A 24,682-nucleotide genomic window follows, 5' to 3' on the forward strand; every position below is an offset into this window, starting at 1 on the left:
AAACAATGACTATTTCAATGTTATTTCGCCTGCTATGGATTTTTCTAACTCATGGGCAAGTTCCTTACCATAAAACCCTTTGCCTAGCAAAAACATTAGCTTAGCAACTGCTGCCTCATAGGTTATATCGCGGCCGCTAACCACACCCAATCGTTTCAGCATAAGGCCATTCTCATACTTATCCATGTCAACCCCGCCAGCCTTGCATTGAGTAACGTTAAACACAACTATATTATTGTTTATGGCGTATTCCAGTTTCTTCAAAAACCAGTTCTGCATTGGTGCGTTGCCCGAGCCGTAGGTTTCCAGTATAACCGCTTTTACCCCTTTGGTGGTTAAAACGGATTCCACAACATTTTCCGATATTCCCGGAAAAAGTTTAAGCACAGCAATAGAGCTATCGAGTTGTGTATGGACAATAAGCCGCTGTTCCTGAGTAGGGTAATGAATAAAAGGGTAATTGTACTTTATTGATATCCCTGCCTCGGCAAGGGGGGGGTAGTTGTCGGAACGGAAGGCATTAAAATGTTCGGAGTTATGCTTGGTTGTTCTGTTTCCACGGTATAGCCTATTCTCAAAGAAAATGGTTACCTCTGGTACCATTGCCTGCCCGTTTTGAATGGAGGCGGCAATCTCAATGGCGCTGATAAGATTCTCCTTCCCATCGGTTCGTAACATGCCTATGGGCAGTTGGGACCCGGTCAGAACAACGGGTTTTGACAACCCCTCGAGCATAAAGCTCAAAGCAGAAGCTGTAAACGACATGGTGTCGGTTCCATGGAGAATCACAAAACCATCGTAACTTTGGTAATTATCGCCAATTATTGCCGCTAACTTACTCCAGAAATCGGGATTGTTATCCGATGAATCGATTGGTGGGTCAAATGAGTATGTACAAAGGTTGAAGCCAAATTTTTTAAGTTCGGGAACCTCCTGTTCAATTTGCTCAAAGTTAAATGGAGCCAATGCACCGGTTTCGGGGTTTTGTTTCATCCCAATTGTCCCACCAGTGTAAATAATTAGAATTGATGTACTACCCGATTTCATCTATCTGAAGTTTGAAGAGTTTAACGGCATTTTGAGTGGTTTGTTTCGCAACCTGCTCCACAGTAACTCCGAGTAACTCGGCTACCTTGTCAGCAATGTAGATAAGGTTATAGCTCTCGTTCCGCCTACCCCTGACAGGCACTGGCGATAGGTAGGGGGAATCGGTTTCCAATATAATTTTGTTTGGATCCATCTGGTTTACTAAACCGCCAACCCCTCCATTCTTGTAGGTTACAATACCACCAATCCCCACCAAAAAGGTTTTGTATTGGTCAATATGTTTATAATCGTCAATAGTTCCAGTAAAGCTGTGAAAAACTCCCTTAAGCGTGTTGTCAATTTCCTGATCGACAATATCAAAAATCTCCCTGAAAGAATTGCGGGAATGAATTACAACCGGAAGGTTGAGCTTTTTGGCCAGCCTGAGCTGATGCCTGAATGCCTCCTGCTGCTGTATAAAGTATGTTTTATCCCAGTACAAATCGATTCCAATTTCCCCAATGCCCCAGAACTTGTTCTTGGCCAACTGCTCCTCAACGTGATAGATTTCCCTTTCAAACCCATTGCGGACAGAGGTAGGATGCAATCCCATTAAGGGGAAGCATTGTGGAAAGCGATTGCAGGTATCGAGCAAACGGTTGGTAGAGGAGGAATCGATATTTGGTAAAATGTGATATTGCACACCTACCTCGGCAGCACGCTTAAGAACAGTTTCACGATCGGTATCGAACTCTTCCGAGAAAATATGTGAGTGAGTATCAATTAAAAGCATGGCTTACTCCTTTTGAGCTGCATAGTAGGTTCTGCTTCCGGGTGTTATGCTATCGAGCTGTGCTGAGAGCTTGGATACCACATTCCTGAAAGCCTCAAGATTTTCCTGTTTAACGGGCTCCACGGGAGGTGATTTCATTTTTAGAGGGTCAATGGGTGAACCATTCATCCAAACACGCATGTCGAGGTGTGGGCCAGTGGCATAGCCTGTACGACCAACATACCCTATAATATCGCCCTGTTTTACGCGCGCGCCCCTTGCAATTCCCTTGGCAAATCGTGAAAAATGATTGTAGCCAGTTGTATAAACGCTGTTATGGCGAATTTTAATGTAATTACCTGCTGCCTTATCGTAACCCATATCAATTACAACACCATCGCCTAGAGCCATTACAGGAGTCCCTTCAGGAGCAGCATAATCCACACCGGAATGAGGGCGGTAAATTTTTAGCACGGGGTGGAACCGATTCCCACTAAAACGGCTTGAAATGCGTGAAAAGCGGAGCGGAGCTTTGAGGAACGACTTACGAAGTGAGTTCCCTTTTTCGTCCCAGTAGCTGGCTACGGAGTCCTGCTCAAACCTGAATGCGTAAAATTTCTCGCCACGATGTTCGAACCATGCAGCATAAATAGTCCCAATCCCAATTGATGTGCTATCAACATAAAGCTCATCGTACATCACCCTGAACTTATCACCCTTAAAAAGGCCAAAGAAATCGACTGTCCAAGCAAAAATATCGGAAAGCTCAAGTGCAAGCATGGGATTTAGTCCATTTGCCTTCATATCGACCCATAGCGACGTTTTGATTTCAGCCTCTGAAATTTTCCTTACAGGTACAATCTCCTTTTTAAAGGGGTAAACATAAAGGGAATCGGTAAGGTTAAAAACGAAATATTCAACAGGCGAAACCTCATAAACAAGGTAAGCAGGAGTTTGAAGGGAATCCTTTCGGGCGAAAACCTTATACCGAGCCCCCGCTCTCACCTTTTTCACATCAAAGATATCGGGCGTAAGTGAGAGCAGAAACTCATTAACATTACCAGTTAGGTTTAAGCTGAAAAGTATTTTCCCCAGTGTTTGGTTCCTCCTAACGGTGTATTCGGTAACATAAAACGAATCGATAGGAATACCATACTCCAGTATGGGTTGCACATCCTCTACCAATGGTTTTTGATCCTTTTCAGGCCTGTATAGCTTAATGTAGGCTGTACCTATGAAATAGTCAATTATGAACACTGTGAGTAAAGAAATAACTAAAATGGGTAAAATCTTTTTAAGCATAAATTTTCTGAATTTTGCCCCAAAACTACCAAAAAAGAATGTAAATGCATTTTGGTTATTCTATTTTGATGTAGGTTTGCAGAAAAATTAAAAGATGAGCGAAACACAGAAAAGAACCGAGCTTTACGAACTGGGTGAGTTTAAGCTGATTGATAGGTTAACCGAGCCGTTTGCCCCAAAACAACAAGAGACACTAAAAGGGGTGGGCGATGATGCTGCGGTAATATCATGCGGAAAAGGTGAATGCCTTGTGGTTACCACCGATTTGCTCCTTGAAGGAATTCATTTCGACCTAACCTACACCCCCCTTAAACACTTAGGCTACAAAGCTATTGTGGTTAACCTCAGCGATGTTTCCGCAATGAACGCAACCCCTAAACAGGTAACGGTTTCCATAGGCGTTTCGAAGCGCTTCTGTGTGGAGGATCTTGATGAACTGTACAGCGGAATCAAGCTTGCCTGCGATAGCTACAATGTTGACCTGGTAGGTGGTGATACATCGTCGTCGATGACTGGAATGACTATAAGTGTTACTGCTATTGGCAGCGCAAAGGAGGATGAAATTGTTTACCGGAGTGGTGCCAAGGTAAATGACTTAATTTGCGTAACCGGTAATTTAGGAGGGGCTTACATGGGGCTTCAACTGCTGGAACGCGAAAAGAGAATCTTCCTTTCAAATAAGGCAGCCAAGCCAAAGCTGGAAGGTTACGACTACATTCTTGAGCGATTCCTGAAACCCGAAGTCCGAAGGAATGTAATTGAGAACCTACGAAAGGCAGGTGTTAAACCTACATCTATGATAGATGTTTCCGATGGGCTATCGTCGGAGCTGCTGCATATTTGCAAGAACTCCAACGTGGGATGCAGGATATACATGGACAAAATTCCTATTGATGAGCAAACCGCACGAATGGCCGAGGAATTTAATATTGATATGTTTACTGCTGCACTGAACGGAGGCGAGGACTACGAGCTTTTGTTCACGGTTCCGCTATCGGAATACCAGGTAGTTGATAGCATGGAAAATGTCAGAGTGATAGGGCATATTGTTGAGCCACACCTTGGTGCATACATGATACCACCATCGGGTGAAGACATAAGGATTACTGCTCAGGGCTGGAATGCTTTACAAAAGGAATAGCAATAAAAAACCCCGCTTGAGCGGGGTTTACTTTTTTTTACTCGTTGATAATTCCTTTGTACTGCTCGGCATTGAGCAAATCGTTCATCTCAGCAGGATTGGACATTTTGATTTTAATCATCCAACCTTCACCATAGGGATCCTTGTTAACGATATCGGGTTGTTCAGTAACCTTAGGGTTAACTTCAACTACCTCGCCACTAACAGGCATAAACATATCGGAAACGGTTTTAACAGCCTCAATGGTGCCAAAAACCTCCTCCCTGGCAAGGGTTTCACCCTGAGTTTCAATCTCAATGAAAACAATGTCGCCAAGCTGTGTTTGGGCAAAATCGGTTACGCCAACGGTAGCCATGCCATTGCCTTCGTCCTTGATCCACTCGTGATCCTTTGTGTACTTTAGGTTTGATGGAATATTCATAGTATTTTCAGTTAATAGTTTTACACTAAAGATTTTGCTGTTCAAAAGTAGTGAATTTTAAGATTGTATGTTCAATCCTATCGGTTTTTTTAATTAGTGCCGCATGTTATTCAGCACATTAGTTAACCAATTCAAACCTGACGCTAAATCCAAAACTGGTATTGGTTGTTCGGAATGTTCTTGAAACCTTAGGGTTATTGAGGGTGCGGTCAAAGAACAGGCGAATGGTTACCTTCTCATTAATCCGGTAGTCAGCAGCTGTTTTGATAGTGCTAATCAGTTGACCTGCAATAATATCGTTCGAATCCTCAACCAACTTTCGAAGAATGGTAGTATTATCGCGTAGCGAAAAATCCACAGTTAATCGTAAATCGCTCTTGATTGCCTTTTTACCACCATCCTCGGCCTGGAAAATAAGAGGTAAATCCTCAAACCGGTAACCAGCTCCTACGATAAACTCGTTGCCATAAATCTCGGTAAGCTGGTTATTGGCAAAGCTCATGGCTAATGAACGGCTATTCTTAATCTCGATCCTGTTGGTAAGGTTATTGTTCCATCCCAAATCGAGCCCAACCAATGGGGTAAATTGCTCGTTTATAGCAACGTTAGTGATCTCGTTCTGCGGGACAAAATCGCCGTTAATGTTACGAACGTAGCTAAACCCATCATCCTCGGGTAAATAGGTAAGATTGCTTGTAAAAGCCCCAATGGTATAGAGCGATCGATACCCATGATTGATAGTAATTGACTTAAACCAACGCTTAAAAGGTTTCATCTTGGCCAAACCATCGTACGATAGCTGCCAGTTAGGCATTGGTATAAGGGGAAAATCGCTTAGCGAGACCTTGCTTGGGGATGTATTGGTGTAAGCGGCCAAAAACGAGGCCCTGAGAACATCCTGCGATAAAGGCCCATAGCCATCGGGAAATCCTGTAACAGGATCTATCACATTGGGGTCATAGCCCTGCGATGGATTTGCAACCCTCCTATCGCGAAGCCTATAGGCAATTTCCAATCGGTTTTGCTTCATCCTTTCAAAAGCCTTGGAGCTTCCAGTCCGTTTACCACCCTCGAATGCAGTACCTATGGTAAGCACGCTAATACTGAAATTTCCTGTTGTGAGCGGACTTAGCACCCTGTAAGAACCCAAACCATCGGATTTAAAAATTTTGCTATTGCTTTTACCCAGTGTTCGCGTAGCGCTAACATCGAAACGGAAGCCCGGTAAAGGTTCCAGTGTTGCTCTGAAGTTAAGATTCTCATTGCGAGTAAAAACTACTGGTGTGTTAAACGATGTGTCGCGGGTGAGCCAACCATTAGTAGCAGCCTTCCAAGCAAAGTCGGGGTCCTGCCAACCAGCTACAAATTCCCAGCCGGGGGCAAGCATACCGTTAAAGTTCTCAGTTCCCAAGTAGTTTACCCCAGGTTTATAACCAGGTAGTAGTGTTCCGTTTGTTTCCGTGTACGATGCTCCCATGCTTTTTACGCTCATCAAAAGTCGGAGTGTGGTTTCAAGGGCAAACTTGGCGGGGTTAATCTTTTCAGGGACTTTGCCTTCAACCACAACCTTGCAGTTCTTATAATCGGCATCGGCCTTAATGGCTACCTTGGTGTCGCCACGTACCTGTGAACTTACCTTTATCTCCTTGCCATTGGGGTCGAAAACCTTTACGGTAACCTTTTCCGTTTTTAGCTTGTGGGTAATAACCTTAGTTGCATTTGCCCTAAGGTTTACCTTTTCCTCCTCATACTTAACCGTTCGGGTTTGGGGTGCAGCCCCCCTTGCCCGCTGGTCAAACTGCTGGTTAACCCTTTTAAGGTATCCTACCTTATTAAATAAGGTATTAATGTTTACCTGCCCATTCAGCTGAATGGTGTTTGAGTTCTGAACTGTATTCCCGGGATCGAACCGTGAAGTATCGGCCAAAATTGGCCCAGCCTGCCAACGGTATATTCCGGTGTAACGCGATGTAACGCTAATCCAGTTAAGTAATGGAATTTTGCTTAACGGAAGGGAATAGGTTATGTTAAACTGATGGTTGTACATGGTGTTTCGTCCACCCCTACGGATATTCTGCCAAACCGAGTCCTTCCACTGCTCATACCTGTCCCTATCCCTATACCTGTCCACCATGCCCTCGGGTTCATCGATACGAGCTGTGGCAGTAGCCACAAAATCAAACTTAACCGATTGGGTTATATCCCAGTTCAGGGAGTAGTTCCTATTCCACATAAAATCCTTTGAAAATGTGGGTAAAAACACCTGATTGGGGTTCTGAATATTTCGGAATTGCTGTTCAAAGTAATTCCTATTCAGATCGGTTCGGAACGAGAGCTGGGTTGGAAATAGGTTAAAGTTAAAATCGCGTATTAAAGCCAAATAGCTTGAATTTAACCATTTTATCTTGCTAAATGGGGATATGTACTTGGGCTGTCGATTATAATTATAGGTAAACGCCCCCCGAATATTGCGCTGAATCCTATGATCAATTCTTACGTTACGGGAGAAAATCTCGCTATAAGAGTAGCTTACCGAAATATTGGCGGGATCCCATAAGCGGGGCTTTGAGCCCATTTTATCAATCTTTACATTGGTGAAGTTGATACTTCGCCTGCGAGTATAATCCTGGGCAATCCGTTTAATGGAATCTCTTTCGCGTTCCGATGCATTACGTAGGGCATCGTCGAGAAGTATATCGGGGTCAAGCGGATTGTACTGGGGGTTTGCCATCGATTCGCCGAATCCAATGAACATTGGAATTTTAATGTTGAACGATGCAGGGAAAAACTTACCCAGCTCAAGGGTTGAGTTGATGTCGTACTGGTAAACTGTCTCCTTGCTCCGCTCGTTAACTTTTTTCTCAATTGAACCAAAACCGGGTGTAATGGTGGTGCCAGCTACGGTAACCATTCCCAAATCGGCAAGTTTTGCCGATAAGCGGGCATTGGCTGCCCATCCGCTTTGATCGTTAAAGTTAGTAAGCCTTAACTCGTTGAACCATGCTATAACCGATTTAGGCATTCTATCATCGGCAGGGTTCCTAATTCCTATCATTATTACCTTAACGTTGCTAAGGTTTGGATTTCCGGTAACTTTTAGCTTACTGTTCCCGCTTTGAACAACATACACAGTATTCAGGGTGATAAGCGATCCCGGTTTTTGCATGGCATTGTTTCGGGCTACTTTAACATCAACCAGTTTATCGAGGTCGATATCAATTACATTCTCCCTTGGCCATACCGCCTCGCGATCGCGTTCCCGGCTATTGTAGTAAAACCCGTAAGGAGTCAGCTTTAATGGTATTTCGTACTCGTAGTAGTTAGTGTTATAGTCGGTACCTATACGGATGAAAGCTGTTACCTCTTGGTCGTTCAATGGATACCCCTCAATAGCTTCGGCATGAACATCCATTTTGAGTCGTTTGTACTGCCTGATATCGATGTTAACATTCTTAAACGCTGCGCGGGCATCGCCATCGGCCAAATCGGTTACCCTGTACTCCATGGCCTGTTCGTTAAGCTGGATAAGCTGGGGTTGACTTGGGTCAATAACCCTATCCACACCTGGTGGCAATACGTAGTTAACGGGTGTTCGTTTGTCGTTCTCCTCAATATTTACGGTTGCTATCGATAAACTGCCTGAAGGTAAATCGCCAACTGGCATACCCTCCTGGCCTTGAATTAGTGAGTAATTGTATTTACGCCACTCGCTACGAACCAGATGCAGCGTAGCAAAACGAAGTATAACCGTATCCTGGAAACCGCGCAGGAACATCCTCATGAAACGGATTGACTTGAAATCTTCAATTGGGCCAACCACCTTCTCGTATTCTGCAATGGGAACCTTAAATTGATACCACTTTACGGCTTTATTTAAGATTTTATCCTTATCGCCTGTTATAACGTTAGTTATAAAATTTTTACCAACCTCCATGTCCTGCGGGCGAAGTGAAATGCGATACTGATAGTAAGCCTCATTTTCGTTCATGGTATTATCGGTTCCCAGCTCCTCCACATCGGGGGTTGAGTAGCTCTGCTGCGAGGTAGTTCCGGTTGCTACTGGCGAATTATTCTCGGTTCCGTTAAAGTACTTATATCGGTCGAGAATGGTGGCGCGCTGTTGGTCGTAAACCCCGCTAAGGTAATGCCTGAAGTTATCGCCTGCCGGATCGCTTTCAAATCCGGCTAGCACATCGCTATTGGTTATTTTATTCCTGAGCTGATTGATATACTCCGAAAAGAAGAACTGCTCATCGGGTATCCCATCGCCATCCAAATCGACCGAGGAGGAGAGTCCATCTAATCCAATATCCTGGTAGGGGCGTTTAGCTTGGTCGTTATCGAAACCAACAGGCAGATACTGCTTGGTAGGAACCCTACCCCAGGCGGTTTGATCGGTTTTGGAAAGTTCCTCCGATGAGGTGGGTAGTCCATTCTCAAACGATTTTCGACCATCCCTTAAAATATCCTCCGAGATGTTACCAAGGTTGATGTAAAAATCGCCGCCACTACTGAGCGTGTCGTACACAAACGGATCCATCAACCAAAACTCAATATACTCAATATTTGATGCTTCAAAGTCTGTGGTGCTCAGGTTGCGCATTATACCACCCCAACGGCGTTGCGGATCTATTAACCTTCCGTTTGCATCGAGTTCATCAGTATTGAAGTTATACTGGCCACGTTCAGTAGGATAGAATGCAAGGTTAAGAACGGAGATATTGGTTGGTTGCCCCTGTGGCGTGTTCTTGTTTGGAAAAAGCTCGCGCTCAAAAATTTCGCGAACAAAATGGTTGCCCTGCAACTCCTTATTATTACGGAGATACGATGGCGTAAGCGATGTGTTCCTCAAAAATAGCGGATCGATGTAGTACCAAGCCAAATGGGCGCGGTTATAGCCATACCGTAAATCGTTGGAGAACGAGGCTTCCGGGAACATATCGGGTTGCCCCTGGGGAGTACTTGCTAACTTCCATTCCACCCATGAGCGAATATCAAGCGATGTGCTGCTTCCCTCAAAATCGTCGATATATACTGTACCGGCCTTACCAATGGCACGCGAGTGCCCGGGAATTAGCTGTGCAAACTCAGCGTCAAATGTTATTGTTGATTTTTCCTTGGTTTGAATGAATGGAAGAAAGTCGACCATTTTAGTCAAAAACTTGGACTCGGTTTGGTACGAGGTATTAAATCCCCATATTGTATTCGATACGGCCTCGTTTCCGAAACTTACCTTTTGGGTTAGGGGGCGCTCCGTGAGGTTCATTATGGTTGCCCCAACATTAAAGTTATCGGAGAAACGGTAATCAAAGTGGGTTCCAACCAAGGTTTTGGTTTGTAGGCTGAACAAGGCGTTGCTTTCCACTGCAACCTTTATGGGAGTACCGGATTCAAGAAGTCCCTGGTTGATAATTCGCACAGTACCCAGATTGTAATCAACAATAAAATCAACATCCTCCTGCAGTTTTACACCACCTGCAGTTACAACCACGGCACCTTTAGGAATATTGGGTGCATTCAGAAAGATTTCCGATCCTCCGGCCGACTTGTAGGAACCCCCTATTAGGAACTTGTTCTTATCAGCTACCTGTCGTGCTTTGGTTAACGATGAATCGTAAAGCTCTTGGAAAATATACTTCTGGGCAATAGTAGGATCGCCTATACGCGATGCCAAATCGCGTCCAAACGGTTCCAAAACAGGAAAAATAATTTTGCCGTTAGCGGGATTAATGGTTACACCCTCAATAAAGTCAAACACTCCATCGGGGAACGCATCGAGCTGGTTGTTCAGGTTATCAAGATTAAGTACTCTGATTAGCGGAACTTCGGCAATATTCCCTTCCTTGATATAGTTAACCGGGGTTCCGGTTGCATCGTCCTGGTAAAAAATATCGAGCCTGAATTCATCTTTGCTAATCTGATAGGCATTCATGGAGTAAATGTTTTTCATCATCAACCTCCATGTGGGCATTTTAGGGCTAAGGTTTGTTCCCTTTAGGAGCTTAAGGATTAAGGCTTTGGGAGCCTCTACCCCATCGGTAGAGAATTCACCAACCTTGTAGGTTTGGCCATTGTATGTGTACTCATATGCAACCGCAAGTACCTCATCGCTATTAAGCGCCGACGATAGCGAGATATACCCCAACGCCTGATTTATGGTGAACTCATTAGGTGATAGCTTGCGGGCATACTCAATCTTCTCATAGTCGCGCCCACCGGTAAAACCCTGCGATTCCAAGGGCAACAATACATTGCTTACTTCGGCAACATCCCGAATACCGGCGTAGGTTGTGGTCATAAGCTCGTAAAGGTTATTTAAACCATTGCTTGCCGGGCCACTTCCCGTTTGGGTAAAAATATTGGAGGCAAAGATGTTGTTCTGGGCCTCACCCAAATCGGCAAAAGCAATTATATTGCGTGAGTTCTCAAAGTTTGCCTGTTTGTTTGTTACCCACACCTCAATTTTGGTGATTTGCACCCCTGAGTTAATAATGGGTAAATTCATCAGGGCACGATTGTAGTTTTCCCTGAAGTAGTGAGAAAGGAAAAAATGCCTATTGGCATCGTACTCATCGGCTTTAAGCTGAAAATCGCGCGTTTGCGCACCACCCTTAATCTCAACCACCTGTGTTTGGCCATTCTGTTTGGATACTACGCTGGTAACGTTTAACTTCCCGAACTTAAGCTGAGTTTTAATACCAAAAAGGCTCTGACTCCCGGTTATTAGAGTTCCAGGTAAAGGCAACGAAACGTTACCAGCCTCAATGCGCTGAATGATTTCATCCTCAAATCCGTTGTACTCTACTTTAACATTATTCTCAAAGTCAAAGGTTGCCTCGGTGTTGTAATTCACCTCCATTTTTAGCTTCTCACCAATCTTACCGGAAACGTTCATCTGGATTTTCGACTGAAAGTCGAAGGTTGTGTTCCGTCGCTGATCGATTGGTAATGCTGGGTTATCGGTTTTAGCGCTTGATACTCCAAACACCAGCTCGGCATTACCCTGTGGTATAATTTCTATGGTGTTGCTCCCAAAAATTCGGTCGAATGTTTCACCACCTACCTGAATACGGGGCAGGATGCCATCGCCTTTCCCCACAAATTCACCGGTTTGCTTTTGTCGCCAGTACTCGCGCATGGCCTTCTCCACACGATACGACCGGTACTCATCGGCCGATAGCACACGTGGTGTTTCAATGGTTGTATTTCCAACCTTTCTGTAAATGATGTACTGGTTGTTGGTTGGATCAAACAAAACCTCCTCGCTTATGTTTGATGGGTTTGAAAGGTATAACGGCGAATACTGCGTATCAATTGACCATATACCTGGTTGTTTAATAGGGAAAGGCAAATTTAGTGTATCCTGTTGTGGAATGGGAACAGAAAAAGCTCTCGTAATGGTAATGGTTACGAGAGTAAGTATTCCAATTATTCGGATAGTATATGTATGAGATAAGTGTTTTACCCTCAACTTACAAAGCATTTTACAGTTACTACAAGCGTTTGAGCGCATGCTTAATGAGCGCTTCAACTGGCATCTGCCCCATTTCCTTCAGAACCTGGTCAATTACCTTATCGGCAGCTGAACGGGCAAACCCAAGCATCACCAATGCAGATAACGCTTCGCTCTTCAAAGTATTGTTTGATGTTGATAAAATTTGTGATACCGTAGCCTCCCCTATGGAAACCTTATCCTTAAGATCAACAACTATGCGTTGTGCCGTTTTAAGGCCAATTCCCTTAACCTGTTTTATGAGGTTAACATTTTCCGTGGTAATGGCTGCCTGAATCTCATCGGTAGTAAGCGACGAAAGAATAAGCCTTGCCGTACTAGCACCAACTCCAGAAACTGAAATAAGCAATCGGAAAATCTCCCTTTCGCGTACATCGGTGAAACCGTAGAGCAAATGAGCATCCTCGCGGATAATTTGATGAAGCCAAAGCTTAACCTGTGTTTTACCCTCCAGCTGAGAGTATGTTTGTAACGAAATATTTACAAAATACCCAACTCCACCAGCATCAACAATTGCATGGGTTGGTGTTAGCTCGGCAAGTGAACCCTGAATGTACTCGTACATAAATCAACTTTTTTATGCCGTTTCTGGGTCAACTGACTGCAACGGGTTTGAGGTAAGCTCCTTATGCAGCTGTCGGTTACGGAAAATATCAATGGCAAGGTAAACCGCCTGGCGGAATGAGTTCGGGTTAGCCAGGTTATGTCCGGCCAAATCGTATGCCGTTCCATGATCGGGCGAGGTGCGAACAATGGGTAAACCAGCAGTATAGTTTACTCCTGTATCGAAGTTTATCACCTTAAAAGGCGATAAGCCTTGATCGTGGTACATGGCCAGAATTGCATCGAAACGGGTGAACCTATCGGAGCCAAAGAAACCATCGGCCGGATAGGGTCCCATGGCTACTATTCCCTCCTCGTTGGCCTGCTTTATTGCTGGTAGTATAATTGTTTCCTCCTCGTTGCCAATAACACCGCTATCGCCAGCATGGGGATTCAGGCCAAGTACAGCAATACGAGGCCGGCGGATTGCAAAATCCTTAATTAGTGTCTCGTTAAGCAAGCGTAGCTTGTTGAGTATGGCATCAACAGTAATATTTTTTGGAACATCAGCAATTGGGATATGACCCGTAACAACACCTACCTTCATGGTATCGCTTACCATGAGCATTAGCGCGCTTTTAACACCAAACTCATTGGCCAAGAACTCGGTATGCCCCGGAAAGCTAAAGCTTTGACTTTGTATGTTAGCCTTATTGATGGGTGCGGTAACCAGTACGTCAATTTTACCAGCTTTTAAGTCGGCTATAGCAGCCTGTAATGCTAGCAACGCACCCTGTCCGCCATACTCAGTTGATTTACCCAACTCCACCCGAACGTTTTCGTCCATGCAGTTTACAATATTGGGGCGTTTGGGGTTTGCCTCTGAGGCATCCTTTATTTGGTTAAAGCTGAAGTTTTCAATGTTCAACGCTTTGCGATGATAGGCAGCAACCTTGGGCGATCCGTAAACAATTGATGTGCACATCTCGTCCATACGAGGGTCCATCAATGTTTTAATAATTACCTCATAGCCTATTCCGTTAATATCACCCTGTGTGATTCCTACCCTAATCTTTTCATTACTCATACCTTGTAGTATTTTAAATGGCTCGTAAATATGCAAAAGTAAAAAAAAGCTGTAAACATAGTTAATACCTTGTTGTTTTTACTAGGAATGTTTTTGTTACTTTTAATACCTTTGCCCAATCAACATTGAAGAATGCAAGTTAAAGATATTTTAAAAAAGGCAATAAACCTTGAATCCCTCACCTTGGAAGAGGGCCTTTATATTTACACACAGGCATCAACGCCCGATTTGATGTATGTTGCAAACGAACTTCGCAAAATTCATGTTCCAGGCCAAAAGGTTACCTGGCAGATTGACCGCAACGTAAACATCACAAACGTATGTATATCGGGATGCAAGTTTTGCAACTTCCACTGTGGGCTTCAGTCCGATAGCGCCTTTATCACTTCAATTGCAGAGTATAAAGTAAAGATTGAAGAGCTTGAGCGCTACGGAGGCGACCAGCTTCTACTACAGGGTGGACTTCATCCCAGGCTTGGCATTGAATTTTATAGTAGCCTGTTCAAGGAGCTAAAGTCAATGTTTCCCAACATCAAACTTCATGCCCTAGGGCCTCCTGAAATTGCCTTTATAGCTAAAAAAGAAGGTATGACCTACAGGCAAGTTCTTGAAGAACTTGTGGAGGCAGGCCTCGATAGTTTACCCGGTGCTGGTGCCGAAATTCTTGTAGACAGGGTACGAAAGCAAATATCGCCGGGCAAACCCGACAGCCAGGCCTGGCTCGATGTTATGGCTCAAGCGCACCAAATGGGGCTTGTTACCTCTGCTACCATGATGATTGGGCATGTTGAAACCATGGAGGAGCGTGTTGAGCATTTGATTAAGCTCCGTAACCTACAAGCGCAAAAGCCTGCCGACGCCCCCGGATTTCTGAACTTTATTGTATGGACCTTTCAGGATGAGGGCACCAAGTTGCAGCGCGAGGGCGTGCTAAATACGGTAAACACTGAGGAATATGTTAGGACTATAGCCCTATGCAGGATCATGTTGAATAACATTCCGAACATACAGGCATCGTGGCTTACGGTGGGTATCGATACCGCTCAGCTGTGCTTGCATGCCGGGGCTAACGATTTTGGCTCAATAATGATTGAGGAGAATGTTGTATCATCGGCTGGAGCCAAGTACAAGATGGATGCCTATGGTATTCAGAAAGCCATTGTTGATGCTGGGTTTGAACCTCAACTCCGCAACCAACGTTACGAATACATAGTACTCCCCGACTGTGAGTTTAGCCGCATTTACAGCATTGAGGAGTTAAAACAAAACGCCAGCCCACTGCTCTAAGAACAAAAAAGCCGGCATAAAGCCGGCCAACCAACCAAAAACAGTTATGACGGGAGTACTAATTACTTTTTCTTGAGTAGTTCTTTCTCAATAATCTCCTTGAACATTTTTTTAGTTTCCTCAGGGGTTTGAGCTATGCCTGATGTAGCAAAGGGCTTTCCGTCCATGGGAAAGAATATAAATGTTGGTATGCTCTGTATACCAAGTTCAGCAGAGATCTGCTGCTCGTTTTGGGTGTTCACCTTGTAAACATAAATTTTGCCATCATACTCCTTAGCCAATTCCTCCAGGATTGGACCCGCAATACGGCAAGGGCCGCACCAGCTTGCCCAGAAGTCGACAATGGCAGGCTTATCGCCAAGGTATTTCATATTTTCCTGTCCCTTGGTGTAATCCAAAATTTTGGTCAGGAAAAAGTCACGGGTAATATCAATGGCATATTTCTCTTTAGCTGGTTTTGATGCAGTAACGGGTTCACCTTCGTTTTGCTTGGCGGCGGTACCGTTGCATGCTCCTAGCGCAAAGGCTGCAACCAAAAGAACCGGGATAAAAGCAGTAAGTTTTCTCATAGCTATCTCTATTTAAAAATTTTCATATTCAAAGGGCAGGGTTGTACCCTCCCTTTACTACCTGCCATTATCGGCAAAGGTAAATGCACCGTACCCACAAATCCTAACGCACAAACCGCAATTCTTGCAGTTTTCCTTATCAATCTCTGGTGCGCTATTCCAGCTACGCTGTTTAATTGCACCTGTTGGGCAGTAACGAACCACCGGACAAGGATGGTTCTGCGGGCATCGTGCTTCATCAACAACTATAGTGCTCATTTTGTTCAGTTTTTTCGACTACAAAAATAATATATTTTCATATATCGATTTGTTAATTTATGTTGATATTTAACAATGAGCACGGACTGTCAAATTATGAGCAAAAGGAAATTTTAACTGAGCCAAAAAATTAATTTAAAAATCACTGTTGTTTTGCTAAGGTTATTTGTCATGTTGCGAGCAAGCGAAACATCACGCTGTCGTGCTGAGTCCCGATTTATCGGGATAGACTTCGCCGAAGCATCTCATTGCTTTTTTCTCTTCAATCCTTTGAAGAGATCCCTCGACTTTGTTCGGGATGACAAAAACCCTATCTTCCTTTCTGCTCACTTGTCATGCTGAGCTAGCCGAAGCATCGCTTTACCTTAAACCCTTTTATTCTTATTGTTTTTTTTGGGAAATCGATCTTTTCAGTTTTTTTCTGTTGCGATGCAACGTTTTCCCCATGCTCTTTGGCATATGTGTTGCGTGCATCGCTATACAGGTGGGAGTCGTGATGGAGTTACAAATGTTTAGCCCCTACGGGGCTTTAGACGTTGTTTGTTGTTCGTAAATCGTTGTTCGTGAATATCACGTCACACGCTCTGTGAAACACCGTGTTACGCAGTTTAACTCTGTGATACTTGCTGTTGCTCGGTTCATGAGATGGTTGTCATGCTGAGCTAAGTCGAAGCATCTCTTTCCCCTTTTATGAGATCCCTCGACTACGCTCGGGATGACAAATGAAGTTGATCGTGTATGGTTGCTCGTTGTTCGAAAAAACAATTGTCATGCTGAGCCCAGTCGAAGCATCTCCTTTTACCTTTATTTTACAAATACGATTCCTCAGCCAATAAGAATAATAAAAGGAAACGGCATAAAAGCCTGACCCGTAAATGGGTCGGGGGTAGAACGTGGCGGTGGGTCTTGTAAGCGATACCACATGAGTCACGCCGCAGGCGTGGCGAATTGTATCGCGTGACAGTTCCACACGCGGGGTACCCATCGGGTCGGGCTTTTCAGCCTTGATTTTCTTTGGTTCTTTCTTGTATCAAGACAAGAAAGAACATTTAAAAGGCTCTTTGCCATGCTTATCTGTTGCGATGCAACGCTTTCCTCTTGCTCTTTGGAAAATGTATTGCGTGCATCGCAAAATAATTTGAATACCTCAATGCCCTGTGTTAAAACCCAGGGCTAATGTGATTTGCCCTTTCAGTGCGGATAATGCACGCGTCTGGAGACGCGCTCTAATAGTTGGGGTTACAGATTTTACGCCCCTACGGGGCTGGAAGCGGTGTTCGTTGCTCGTGAATCGTTGTTCGTGAATATCACGTCACACGCTCTGTGAAACACCGTGTTACGCAGTGTAACTATGTGATACTTGCTGTTGCTCGGTTCATGAGATGGTTGTCATGCTGAGCTAAGTCGAAGCATCTCTTTCCCCTTTTACCCTTTTATTAGATCCCTCGACTACGCTCGGGATGACAACATCATTGGTTCCCTCACTCACTTTGTCTTGTTGAGTCCCGAAATATCGGGATAGACTCCAGCGAAACATCTCATGGGGTAGATTAGAGATCCTTCGCTCCCCGCTAGGGCGGGACAGGCCGCTAAGGATGACAGGCATGAATATTTTTGTTATATTAACGACATTGATTTAAAAATTCACATAAAGGCAATAAAAATAAAAAAGGAGGGTTTCCCCTCCTTTTTATATCACTTTTAGGTTAACTATTTACCACCCCTCAGCTTTACCTCGTAGGTTTTGCCATTAGCTGTAACGTAAGCGATGTTATCGCATTCACCATTGCCGTAATCAATGGTGGCTTGCTTATCGCCAACAGTCAATTCAATCACACCTTGAACCAACCACCTGCACGATAGCTTGAACATGAGTGCACTGGTAATTTGGTGAGTGTAAGTGTAACCTCTACGGTTTACGCCTGTGGCTACACCTTCCAGGGTGTAAACATCATCCCAAATGTTGAACGGAGTATCATAACCTTCAACCCAAGTACGGGTGCGCTCTACGTTTCGGGTGTAGGTAGTACCATCGGTAAAGGTAATTTTACCATCAGTAAGTGTAATCTGATACTCATGCTCAGCAGTTTTGCGGATTTGTTTTGTTCCTTCAATTAAATTGCCGTTAATGGTAAAATTTTTGAAGGTAACAGTACGCTCAAATTCAGCGCCATTATACTGACCACAGGTACGGATTACAATTAACCCGTTCTTTACTCTCTCGTAACGGGAGTTAGCATTCACAAAGTTCTCGTAGGTTAGAGAGTCGATGCGGCAATTTCCGTCCCAGGATGTTTTACGAGTGCGCGTACCTTGACCACCGAGTGTTGCATACATCAGCTGCGAATCCTTTGAATCGCCAGCAAGTGTAATTTCATCCACTTCGGTCATAACATCATCGTAGTAGGTATCCACATCGGCGTCTTCGTTAGCCAAGCTTACCACCGGATCAACTACCTCGTCCTTTTGGCATGAGGAGAGTGTAAAAGCTGCCATTAACATAAGGCCTGCTGCAAAAATTAAACTTGTACGTTTCATAGCTGTAAAATTTAAGTTAGACAATTGGTTTTTAAAATCATTTATTTGCTTGTAATTACAATTATTTCTCCACTGTAATCCCACTTTAAATCAAGCGGCATGCACACCAGGTTCAAGGCTTCGTCCAGGCTTGAGCGCTTGAAGTAGCCGGTATAGAACCTACTTGTGTCAGTATTAAGGAAAATATCCACATTGAATTGACGTTCTAATTCCTCAATCACAGCACTTAAAGGAGCATTCTGAAAAAAGAACTCGTTGTTAGTCCATGCGGGTTTAGACTCCGCTGTTGTTGTTTGTGTTTTATTTACATCTAAAGCATATCCCATTGTTTTTGCCTCCATACCTTTAGTTAGCAATGTTTGCGACTTACTGTTTGTGGCAACTACTTTTACTTTGCCTTCAAAACAGGTTACCTTAACTAGCCCATTGCGGCTAAACACATTGAATACAGTACCAAGAACTGTTGTGGTTGCACCAGTTGTTAACACTTTAAAACGACGCCCCTTGCTAACCTCAAACAACGCCTCGCCGTTTAACGATACACTCCTATCGAAAAACCATCGATTCTTGTTATACCTTATTTTCGATTCGGCATTAAGAGTAACCTTGCTGCTATCGGGCAGGTAAACCACCCCGTGTTCACCACGCGCTAGCTGCACGTGCACATTCCCCATCCTATACAAATAGATGTATGAGGTAAGCATTAGGGTAACTAAAACTGATGCGGCTACTGCAATACGAGTAAAGGTCAATCTTATTACCTTCCCCTGTAGTTGTTCATCAAAATTTTTATGGTCAATTTTTTCAAAGATCGCCTCCCACGCTTCGGAACGCATTTTCCCTGCAGGCACCTTGTAGCTATCAAACAGCCTTTCAATGTTTTCAGGTAGCCTTTCTATTTTCCCGTCCCGAGTCATTTTGTTTTCCTTTTGCTATTAATACAACCCTATTCCAAAACACCCTACCGTATTCACAAAAAAATCATTGAACTTGTTCTGAAGTTGTTTTGCTTCTAATACATCTACTTCAAAAAATACCCTACCGTTTTATTAGAAAATTTGATAATGCCCTCTTTGCTTTAACCAATCATTTTAATGGAGCTTTAGCAAACCAAACGAAGAATAAATTTTTAGAAGATATTTATTATACGGTCGTTTGATTTAATTTGATTTTTTAAATTTGTGCATCTGTTTTTTTACCCGATATGGAAAATAAAGTATTGTTTACCGATTCCGTTGTTGCAAACTTTTGCAAAGCTACCGTTGATGATAACCCAATTCATGATCCAGTGTTCATGTACAACCAGAACAAGGGAGTTGTTGTTCCCGGCATGCTTTTGTTTTCAACAATAGTCAATTTGCTTCACAGGAAAACCGACGAGTATTTTAATTACTACAAACTAATTTTTGGCAACGTAATTTGTACAAACGAGCCTATTGACTTAGGTTTTGAAACCAAAGGCGAGCACAATTACCTATATGCCATAAACGGACACGATATGTTTTCCACAAAGAACGAGAGGTCAGTTGTTCTGAAAAATATCGAGTCCAAGGTACTCGATTTAGATGGCATCGTAAGAGCTATGCCTTTCCATAAAACGCAGCTGGAAACCTTTAGGGAGCTAACCAACAGCTTAAACAACACCCTATCCGATTTCCTTTTTACAATAGCATACGCTAGCGCTGCTCTTTTTAAAGCCATCCGAGAGCCGATAACCGAGGTGGAAACGGAAATTAACCGGTTGCTAAATAAAACCATTAACCCCGATCAGGTGTCACCCTTTTACCAAACACTTGAAATATTTAGGGTAAATCAGCACGCTGAACTTAATTCTGAAGGTACAATTGAGTACAATATTAGGTTCGACAGAGAAAAAGCCAATAAAACATATATTGCCCAGGTAACATGTATGCATAACAATCAGTGTTTTTACCAATCGGTATACAGGTTAGTGGCAATACCCGATAAGCTGATAATGAGAATGGTGAAGGATAGGAATAAAGGTTAAAGGTTAAAGGTTAAATGTTTGAGGTTCAAGGTTTAAGGTTCAAGGTTTAAGGTTCAAGGTTGACCCGAGTCCAAAAGCATTAATCCCTTTTAAGCTCAACTTATTAAAACTTGATATTAAAAAAGAATGTGGGAGTAATACTGTAGCCGTAAATATCGTGATACTCAATGATTGATTTGCCCTGTAGGTAATCGGAAACAGGTGTATCGGTAAGCGTGTAGGGGCGCGCAAGCATATTATCCCTATTATAAAGGTTAAACACTTTTACACCAACCTCAAGTTCACCACTAACTGAAACCTTTGCCAAGTAGCTTAACCCAGCATCTAACCTGTGGTATGGCTCTAACCTGCTCGAGTTTTTTTCATAATCAGGTGAAAGGGTAAGGTTTGGAGTTAGCAAGAGTTCATCCCAGGGTTTAGGGGTACCAAAAATCCAAGTCCCAACAACTCTCCATTTTCGCCACTTGTATAAACCAACTAACTTTAACTCATGCAAATGGTCGTCGAGGGCATAGTACTCATCGCCCCCGTTCAGGGTTGATGACTGATTGAAAGCCTTACTAAGCGAATATGATACCCAACCCTCAGCATTTTGCCATGTTTTTCGGACTAAGACATCAACCCCAAATGAACGACTATCAACATAAAAAATTTTGGATTGCTCTACAAATCGGTTGGTTGAGGTTCGCCGGATCACAGTTTGAACGTACGATAAGCCCTCGGTTTGCTTTGCATATCCTTCAATATCTACTGTTAATCCATTGCTTGTGTAGTTCAAACCGGTAACAAAGTGCTTTGACTTTACTACCGGAAAGGTCTTTTCGTCGGAAGCTACCCACAAATAGCGAACCCCGTTACCAGTTAGGTAAATACGGTTTATAAATTGGTTATACAAGCCTGCAGCAAACTTTAAATCGAGCTTTGATGTTGGGCTAATCACCATTTGGACACGCGGCTCTACGTAGTATTGGTCGGTAAGGTTATGTTGACTCACTCGCCCCCCAATGACAAGTGATTTCAACCCATTGGTTTTAAAGTTAAATTGAAGCCAACCGGTATTAACCCTTGAATTAAAATCGTTCTGCCTTAGGGTATCGGCAACAGGAAGGGAGTTTACAGCATGATAATAATTCTCAGATGATTTAGAATTCACTAAATTACTCTGGTATCCCAGCTCTAGTATGATTTGGTTTGAAAGGGTTACCTGGGCATTCAGGTTTACAGAGATATCGTTTAATCCCGTTTCAGTTGCATAGTTTCGGACAATGGTGTCGTAAACCGGCTGCATTCCACGGCGTTTTAATGTGCTGTCGTAATGTTGATAGTTGCTCGTAAATTCAGAAATCCCAATGGTAAAATTTTGGTATAACCAGCTATTCCACTGCTTAGCCCAGCGAGCGCCAGCACCACTATTCCCCCAAAGAGCATTTTCATTAATAAAAGGCGATGAAACCATTTGCAGGAAATTGAGCCTATCGCGTCCTACATACCCACTTACCGATAAAATGTCGTTGTTTGATGGTTTCACGCTAACCTTTGCGTTTGCGTCGTAAAAAAGATATGAGGGGGCGTCGGGATCGGAACCAAAAGCGGTAAAGTTCTGCTTGGAAAGCATAAGATCCGAAGCCGCACTCTCAAAAAGATTCAGAAACTGTGGAGAGCGGTAAAAATCGGTATAGGACCTACGCGCCGACACTATAAAGGAGGCATGTTTCCCCAACGGACCTTCAAATGTGAAATCGCCAGCAAGCTGGTCGGTGCCAGCATCAACACTTACGCTATTCTCGTTGCCGGTTTTACCTGTTATTTCTATTACTGACGATGCACGACCTCCCCACCTCGAATCGAAACCACCGCGGTAAAGCCTTACATCCTTTATGGCCTTACTGTTCAAGCTTGAGAATGCGCCAAAAAGATGGTTAATGTGATAAATTGTAAAGCCATCGTACGAGATCAGGTTTTTATCGGCTGGCGAATGGCGAACCATCAGCCCTGAAAGCGATTCAGTATTACCATCTACTCCCGGAAGGAGCTGAAGTGGTGCCAAAATATCAATTCCTGAGATTCCTGGTATATCGCCTACCTTTTTCGTGTCAAAAACCATCTCTCCAGGGCGGTCGCCGGTAGCAAGCATTGAGGTAATGTTTCGCACTACCTCCACATCGGCCAGGATGAACTTTTTAGGATCGAGCTCAACAACTATAGGTTTTGAATTGTACTGTACACGAGCCACCCTCATCTGTAAGGGTTCAAAACCAAGATACCGAACCTCTATACTAACCGAATCGGATTTTACATCGGGTATCGTAAAAAAACCATCGGTATTGGTAGTAGCTCCTAAATCGTTATCTACCACTCTTATTGACGCGTAAGGCAGGGCTTCGCCCGAAATCCTATCGCGTACAATTCCCTGAATAGGTTTGTTTTTTTCTTCTACAATCGGTTTTTCTGCCCTTTTAATGACATAAACGTTATTGAGTGCAATAAACTCAAACCCTGAATCTTTTAGCAACTGCTTCAAAACCTTATCGGGCGAATCGTTCCTAAACTGTCCGGTAAAGGAAATTTGGTTAAGCGCCACCGGGTCGTAAGCAAATTTTAAGTTGTACTTACCTGATAAAGTAGAAAGTATTTGATCTAAGGATTGATTGCTAAAACTTTCGGTAATCTTAACCTTTTGGGCATATGCAACTTGTTGGATTTGTAATGCAAATCCAACCAAAAGTGATATAAGTAAATACTTTATTCTGCTCATGGGGTCAGGTTATATCTCATGCTAAGGTTAATACAACATAATAACCCAATACCCTACCTGAAAGTGTAAACGGTTGAATCGGCATTAACAGTATAGCTCAAACCCATAGATATTGATATTACATCAAGTACATCAGTTGCCTTGCCTGCTGGTATGGTTCCAGAAAAGTATCGGCTTGCCGGATCAAAACCCTCGGCGCTAATCTGAATATTGTAGAAATTTGATATTTGCTGGAAAACCTGGGAAAGCGGCTCTTCTGCGAACTCAAACTCGCGTGTAATCCAAACAGGTTTGGTTAACTCCTTATCGGATTGCTTTGAATGTATTAACATCCCATTGGTTTTAGTTACGCTCTCGCCCTTTTTAACTCCAACGGGTTTTAAACCTGAAATCAAAACATTCACTGAGCCCTCAAAGCATTGCACCTTAAAGGAATCACCCCTGGTTACAAGACTAAACTCCGTTCCTGTTACAACCACCTTCTGGTTCTGGTTATCGGCAACCACGAATTTTCCCTTACCGCTCTTTACCTTGAAGTAAGCCTCTCCCTCCATTCTAACATTTCGGCCAAACCAACCATATGATTTTTTATAGGAAATCCATGAGCTGGCATTCAGATGTACTGCCGATCCATCGGGAAGTGTATGTTCAAGGGTTTGTGCCTGCATCGTTTCAAAACGGTACTCAGTATTCAGGATAAATAAACTGCCAACCAGCATAATTATAATTACTGATGCGGCTGCAAGCAACCATTTGTAATGGGGTTGAAAGGTTACAACCCTTGCAGGTTCCGCATGCTTACCTTCAATGGTCTGCATAAGCATGTCCCACGCCTGCTCTTTAGTACGGTTTGATGGAGGAACAGAAATGTTAAACTCAATGGGATTACTATCAAACCCTGAGTCATTGCTATTTATATTGCTGTCCCTTTTCATATTTTGTAGCCAAATTTTTGACGAATAGTTGCCAGTGCTTCGGACATGCGCTTTTCAATTGCCTTAACGCTAAGTCCAAGCCTTGCAGCAATTTCCTCATAGGTTAACCCATCAATTCGGTTCATCAGAAAAACTTCCCTCTGTCCATCAGGTAGCGATGCTAAAACCTCTTGCAATTGCTTATTGAGCTGATCCATTCTTATTCTCTCATCGGCGCTACTTGGATTTGAGGTCATATCACCTTTAACTGCAACCTGAAAGCTATACACCACCTTAAGGTGCTTATAGTGATTCTTAATTATGTTACCAGCTATGGTGTAAAGTAACGATTTAACCGTATCGTTATTGACCTTGCCGCGCATGTCCCAGAGTTTAAGAAAGGTTTCCTGCACTATGTCGTCCGAAAGATCAACATCGCCGGTTTTATAGTAGGCAAAATGTCTGATACTCTCGTAGTACTGATCAAAAATACTACGGAACCAGCTTAACTCCTCCTTGGTGTAGTTTCCGCTTGGTAAGGTCATTTG

General features: G+C 43.4%; 18 protein-coding genes. 3 read left to right on the top strand and 15 right to left on the bottom strand.

Annotation, left to right across the window (positions count from 1 at the left end):
* Positions 1-9: 9 nt before the first annotated feature.
* From AB6811_RS02085 to AB6811_RS02095, 3 genes are read right to left on the bottom strand one after another with little or no spacing between them, the layout of a single operon-like run.
* Positions 10-1,047, bottom strand: coding sequence for an asparaginase (locus AB6811_RS02085; protein ID WP_369488572.1), 1,038 nt, complete (start codon positions 1,045-1,047; stop codon positions 10-12).
* Positions 1,034-1,819 carry a TatD family hydrolase gene (locus AB6811_RS02090; protein ID WP_369488574.1) on the bottom strand — a complete coding sequence of 262 codons (786 nt, stop codon included), beginning with the start codon at positions 1,817-1,819 and terminating at the stop codon, positions 1,034-1,036. Before AB6811_RS02090 ends, AB6811_RS02085 begins: the two co-directional genes overlap by 14 nt.
* Positions 1,820-1,822: 3 nt before the next feature.
* Positions 1,823-3,100: a peptidoglycan DD-metalloendopeptidase family protein gene (locus AB6811_RS02095; RefSeq protein WP_369488576.1), complete on the bottom strand. Its 1,278-nt coding sequence runs from the start codon at positions 3,098-3,100 to the stop codon at positions 1,823-1,825.
* A 94-nt stretch (positions 3,101-3,194) separates the two neighbouring features.
* Here AB6811_RS02095 and thiL point away from each other — a divergent pair, with 94 nt between their 5' ends.
* Complete coding sequence (thiL, locus tag AB6811_RS02100; protein WP_369488577.1) at positions 3,195-4,241, top strand: thiamine-phosphate kinase; 1,047 nt, start codon at positions 3,195-3,197, stop codon at positions 4,239-4,241.
* A gap of 37 nt (positions 4,242-4,278) precedes the next feature.
* Here the strand turns inward: thiL and gcvH are convergent, their stop codons facing one another.
* From gcvH to pdxA, 4 genes are all read right to left on the bottom strand, one after another.
* Positions 4,279-4,662 carry a glycine cleavage system protein GcvH gene (gene gcvH, locus AB6811_RS02105; RefSeq protein ID WP_369488579.1) on the bottom strand — a complete coding sequence of 128 codons (384 nt, stop codon included), beginning with the start codon at positions 4,660-4,662 and terminating at the stop codon, positions 4,279-4,281.
* Positions 4,663-4,780: 118 nt separating this feature from the next.
* Complete coding sequence (gene sov / locus AB6811_RS02110; RefSeq protein ID WP_369488581.1) at positions 4,781-12,133, bottom strand: T9SS outer membrane translocon Sov/SprA; 7,353 nt, start codon at positions 12,131-12,133, stop codon at positions 4,781-4,783.
* Between the two features lie 22 nt (positions 12,134-12,155).
* On the bottom strand, positions 12,156-12,740 hold the full coding sequence (gene ruvA, locus AB6811_RS02115; protein WP_369488583.1) for a Holliday junction branch migration protein RuvA: 585 nt from the start codon (positions 12,738-12,740) through the stop codon (positions 12,156-12,158).
* Between the two features lie 12 nt (positions 12,741-12,752).
* Positions 12,753-13,805, bottom strand: coding sequence for a 4-hydroxythreonine-4-phosphate dehydrogenase PdxA (gene pdxA, locus AB6811_RS02120; RefSeq protein WP_369488585.1), 1,053 nt, complete (start codon positions 13,803-13,805; stop codon positions 12,753-12,755).
* Between the two features lie 132 nt (positions 13,806-13,937).
* Here pdxA and AB6811_RS02125 point away from each other — a divergent pair, with 132 nt between their 5' ends.
* Positions 13,938-15,092: a CofH family radical SAM protein gene (locus AB6811_RS02125; protein ID WP_369488587.1), complete on the top strand. Its 1,155-nt coding sequence runs from the start codon at positions 13,938-13,940 to the stop codon at positions 15,090-15,092.
* A gap of 62 nt (positions 15,093-15,154) precedes the next feature.
* Here the strand turns inward: AB6811_RS02125 and AB6811_RS02130 are convergent, their stop codons facing one another.
* The 5 genes from AB6811_RS02130 to AB6811_RS02150 all read right to left on the bottom strand — a co-directional run bounded on the left by AB6811_RS02130 (position 15,155) and on the right by AB6811_RS02150 (position 19,374).
* Positions 15,155-15,661, bottom strand: coding sequence for a thioredoxin family protein (locus tag AB6811_RS02130; RefSeq protein WP_369488588.1), 507 nt, complete (start codon positions 15,659-15,661; stop codon positions 15,155-15,157).
* 57 nt (positions 15,662-15,718) lie between these two features.
* Positions 15,719-15,919, bottom strand: a complete 201-nt coding sequence (locus AB6811_RS02135; protein ID WP_369488590.1) for a 4Fe-4S binding protein — start codon at positions 15,917-15,919, stop codon at positions 15,719-15,721.
* Positions 15,920-16,607: 688 nt separating this feature from the next.
* A complete protein-coding gene (locus AB6811_RS02140; RefSeq protein ID WP_369488592.1) occupies positions 16,608-16,904 on the bottom strand; it encodes a hypothetical protein in 297 nt (98 codons plus the stop codon).
* A gap of 725 nt (positions 16,905-17,629) precedes the next feature.
* Complete coding sequence (locus AB6811_RS02145) at positions 17,630-18,457, bottom strand: hypothetical protein (RefSeq protein WP_369488593.1); 828 nt, start codon at positions 18,455-18,457, stop codon at positions 17,630-17,632.
* Positions 18,458-18,498: 41 nt separating this feature from the next.
* Positions 18,499-19,374, bottom strand: coding sequence for a FecR family protein (locus tag AB6811_RS02150; RefSeq protein WP_369488595.1), 876 nt, complete (start codon positions 19,372-19,374; stop codon positions 18,499-18,501).
* Positions 19,375-19,661: 287 nt separating this feature from the next.
* Between AB6811_RS02150 and AB6811_RS02155 the strand changes: the two genes are divergently transcribed.
* Complete coding sequence (locus AB6811_RS02155) at positions 19,662-20,465, top strand: hypothetical protein (protein ID WP_369488597.1); 804 nt, start codon at positions 19,662-19,664, stop codon at positions 20,463-20,465.
* Between the two features lie 103 nt (positions 20,466-20,568).
* Here AB6811_RS02155 and AB6811_RS02160 read toward each other — a convergent pair whose 3' ends face one another.
* The 3 genes from AB6811_RS02160 to AB6811_RS02170 are packed head-to-tail and all read right to left on the bottom strand — an operon-like array spanning position 20,569 to position 24,679.
* Positions 20,569-23,220, bottom strand: a complete 2,652-nt coding sequence (locus AB6811_RS02160; protein WP_369488599.1) for a carboxypeptidase-like regulatory domain-containing protein — start codon at positions 23,218-23,220, stop codon at positions 20,569-20,571.
* Positions 23,221-23,273: 53 nt separating this feature from the next.
* Entirely contained in the window at positions 23,274-24,155 is an 882-nt protein-coding gene (locus AB6811_RS02165; protein ID WP_369488601.1) for a FecR family protein, read from the bottom strand.
* Positions 24,152-24,679 (bottom strand): RNA polymerase sigma factor, encoded by a 528-nt coding sequence (locus tag AB6811_RS02170; RefSeq protein ID WP_369488603.1) that lies wholly within the window; start codon positions 24,677-24,679, stop codon positions 24,152-24,154. The genes AB6811_RS02165 and AB6811_RS02170 overlap by 4 nt, the downstream gene beginning before the upstream one ends.
* Positions 24,680-24,682: the final 3 nt, after the last annotated feature.

It is taken from the genome of Tenuifilum sp. 4138str (genome assembly GCF_041102575.1).
Taxonomy (GTDB): Bacteria; Bacteroidota; Bacteroidia; order Bacteroidales; family Tenuifilaceae; genus Tenuifilum; species Tenuifilum osseticum.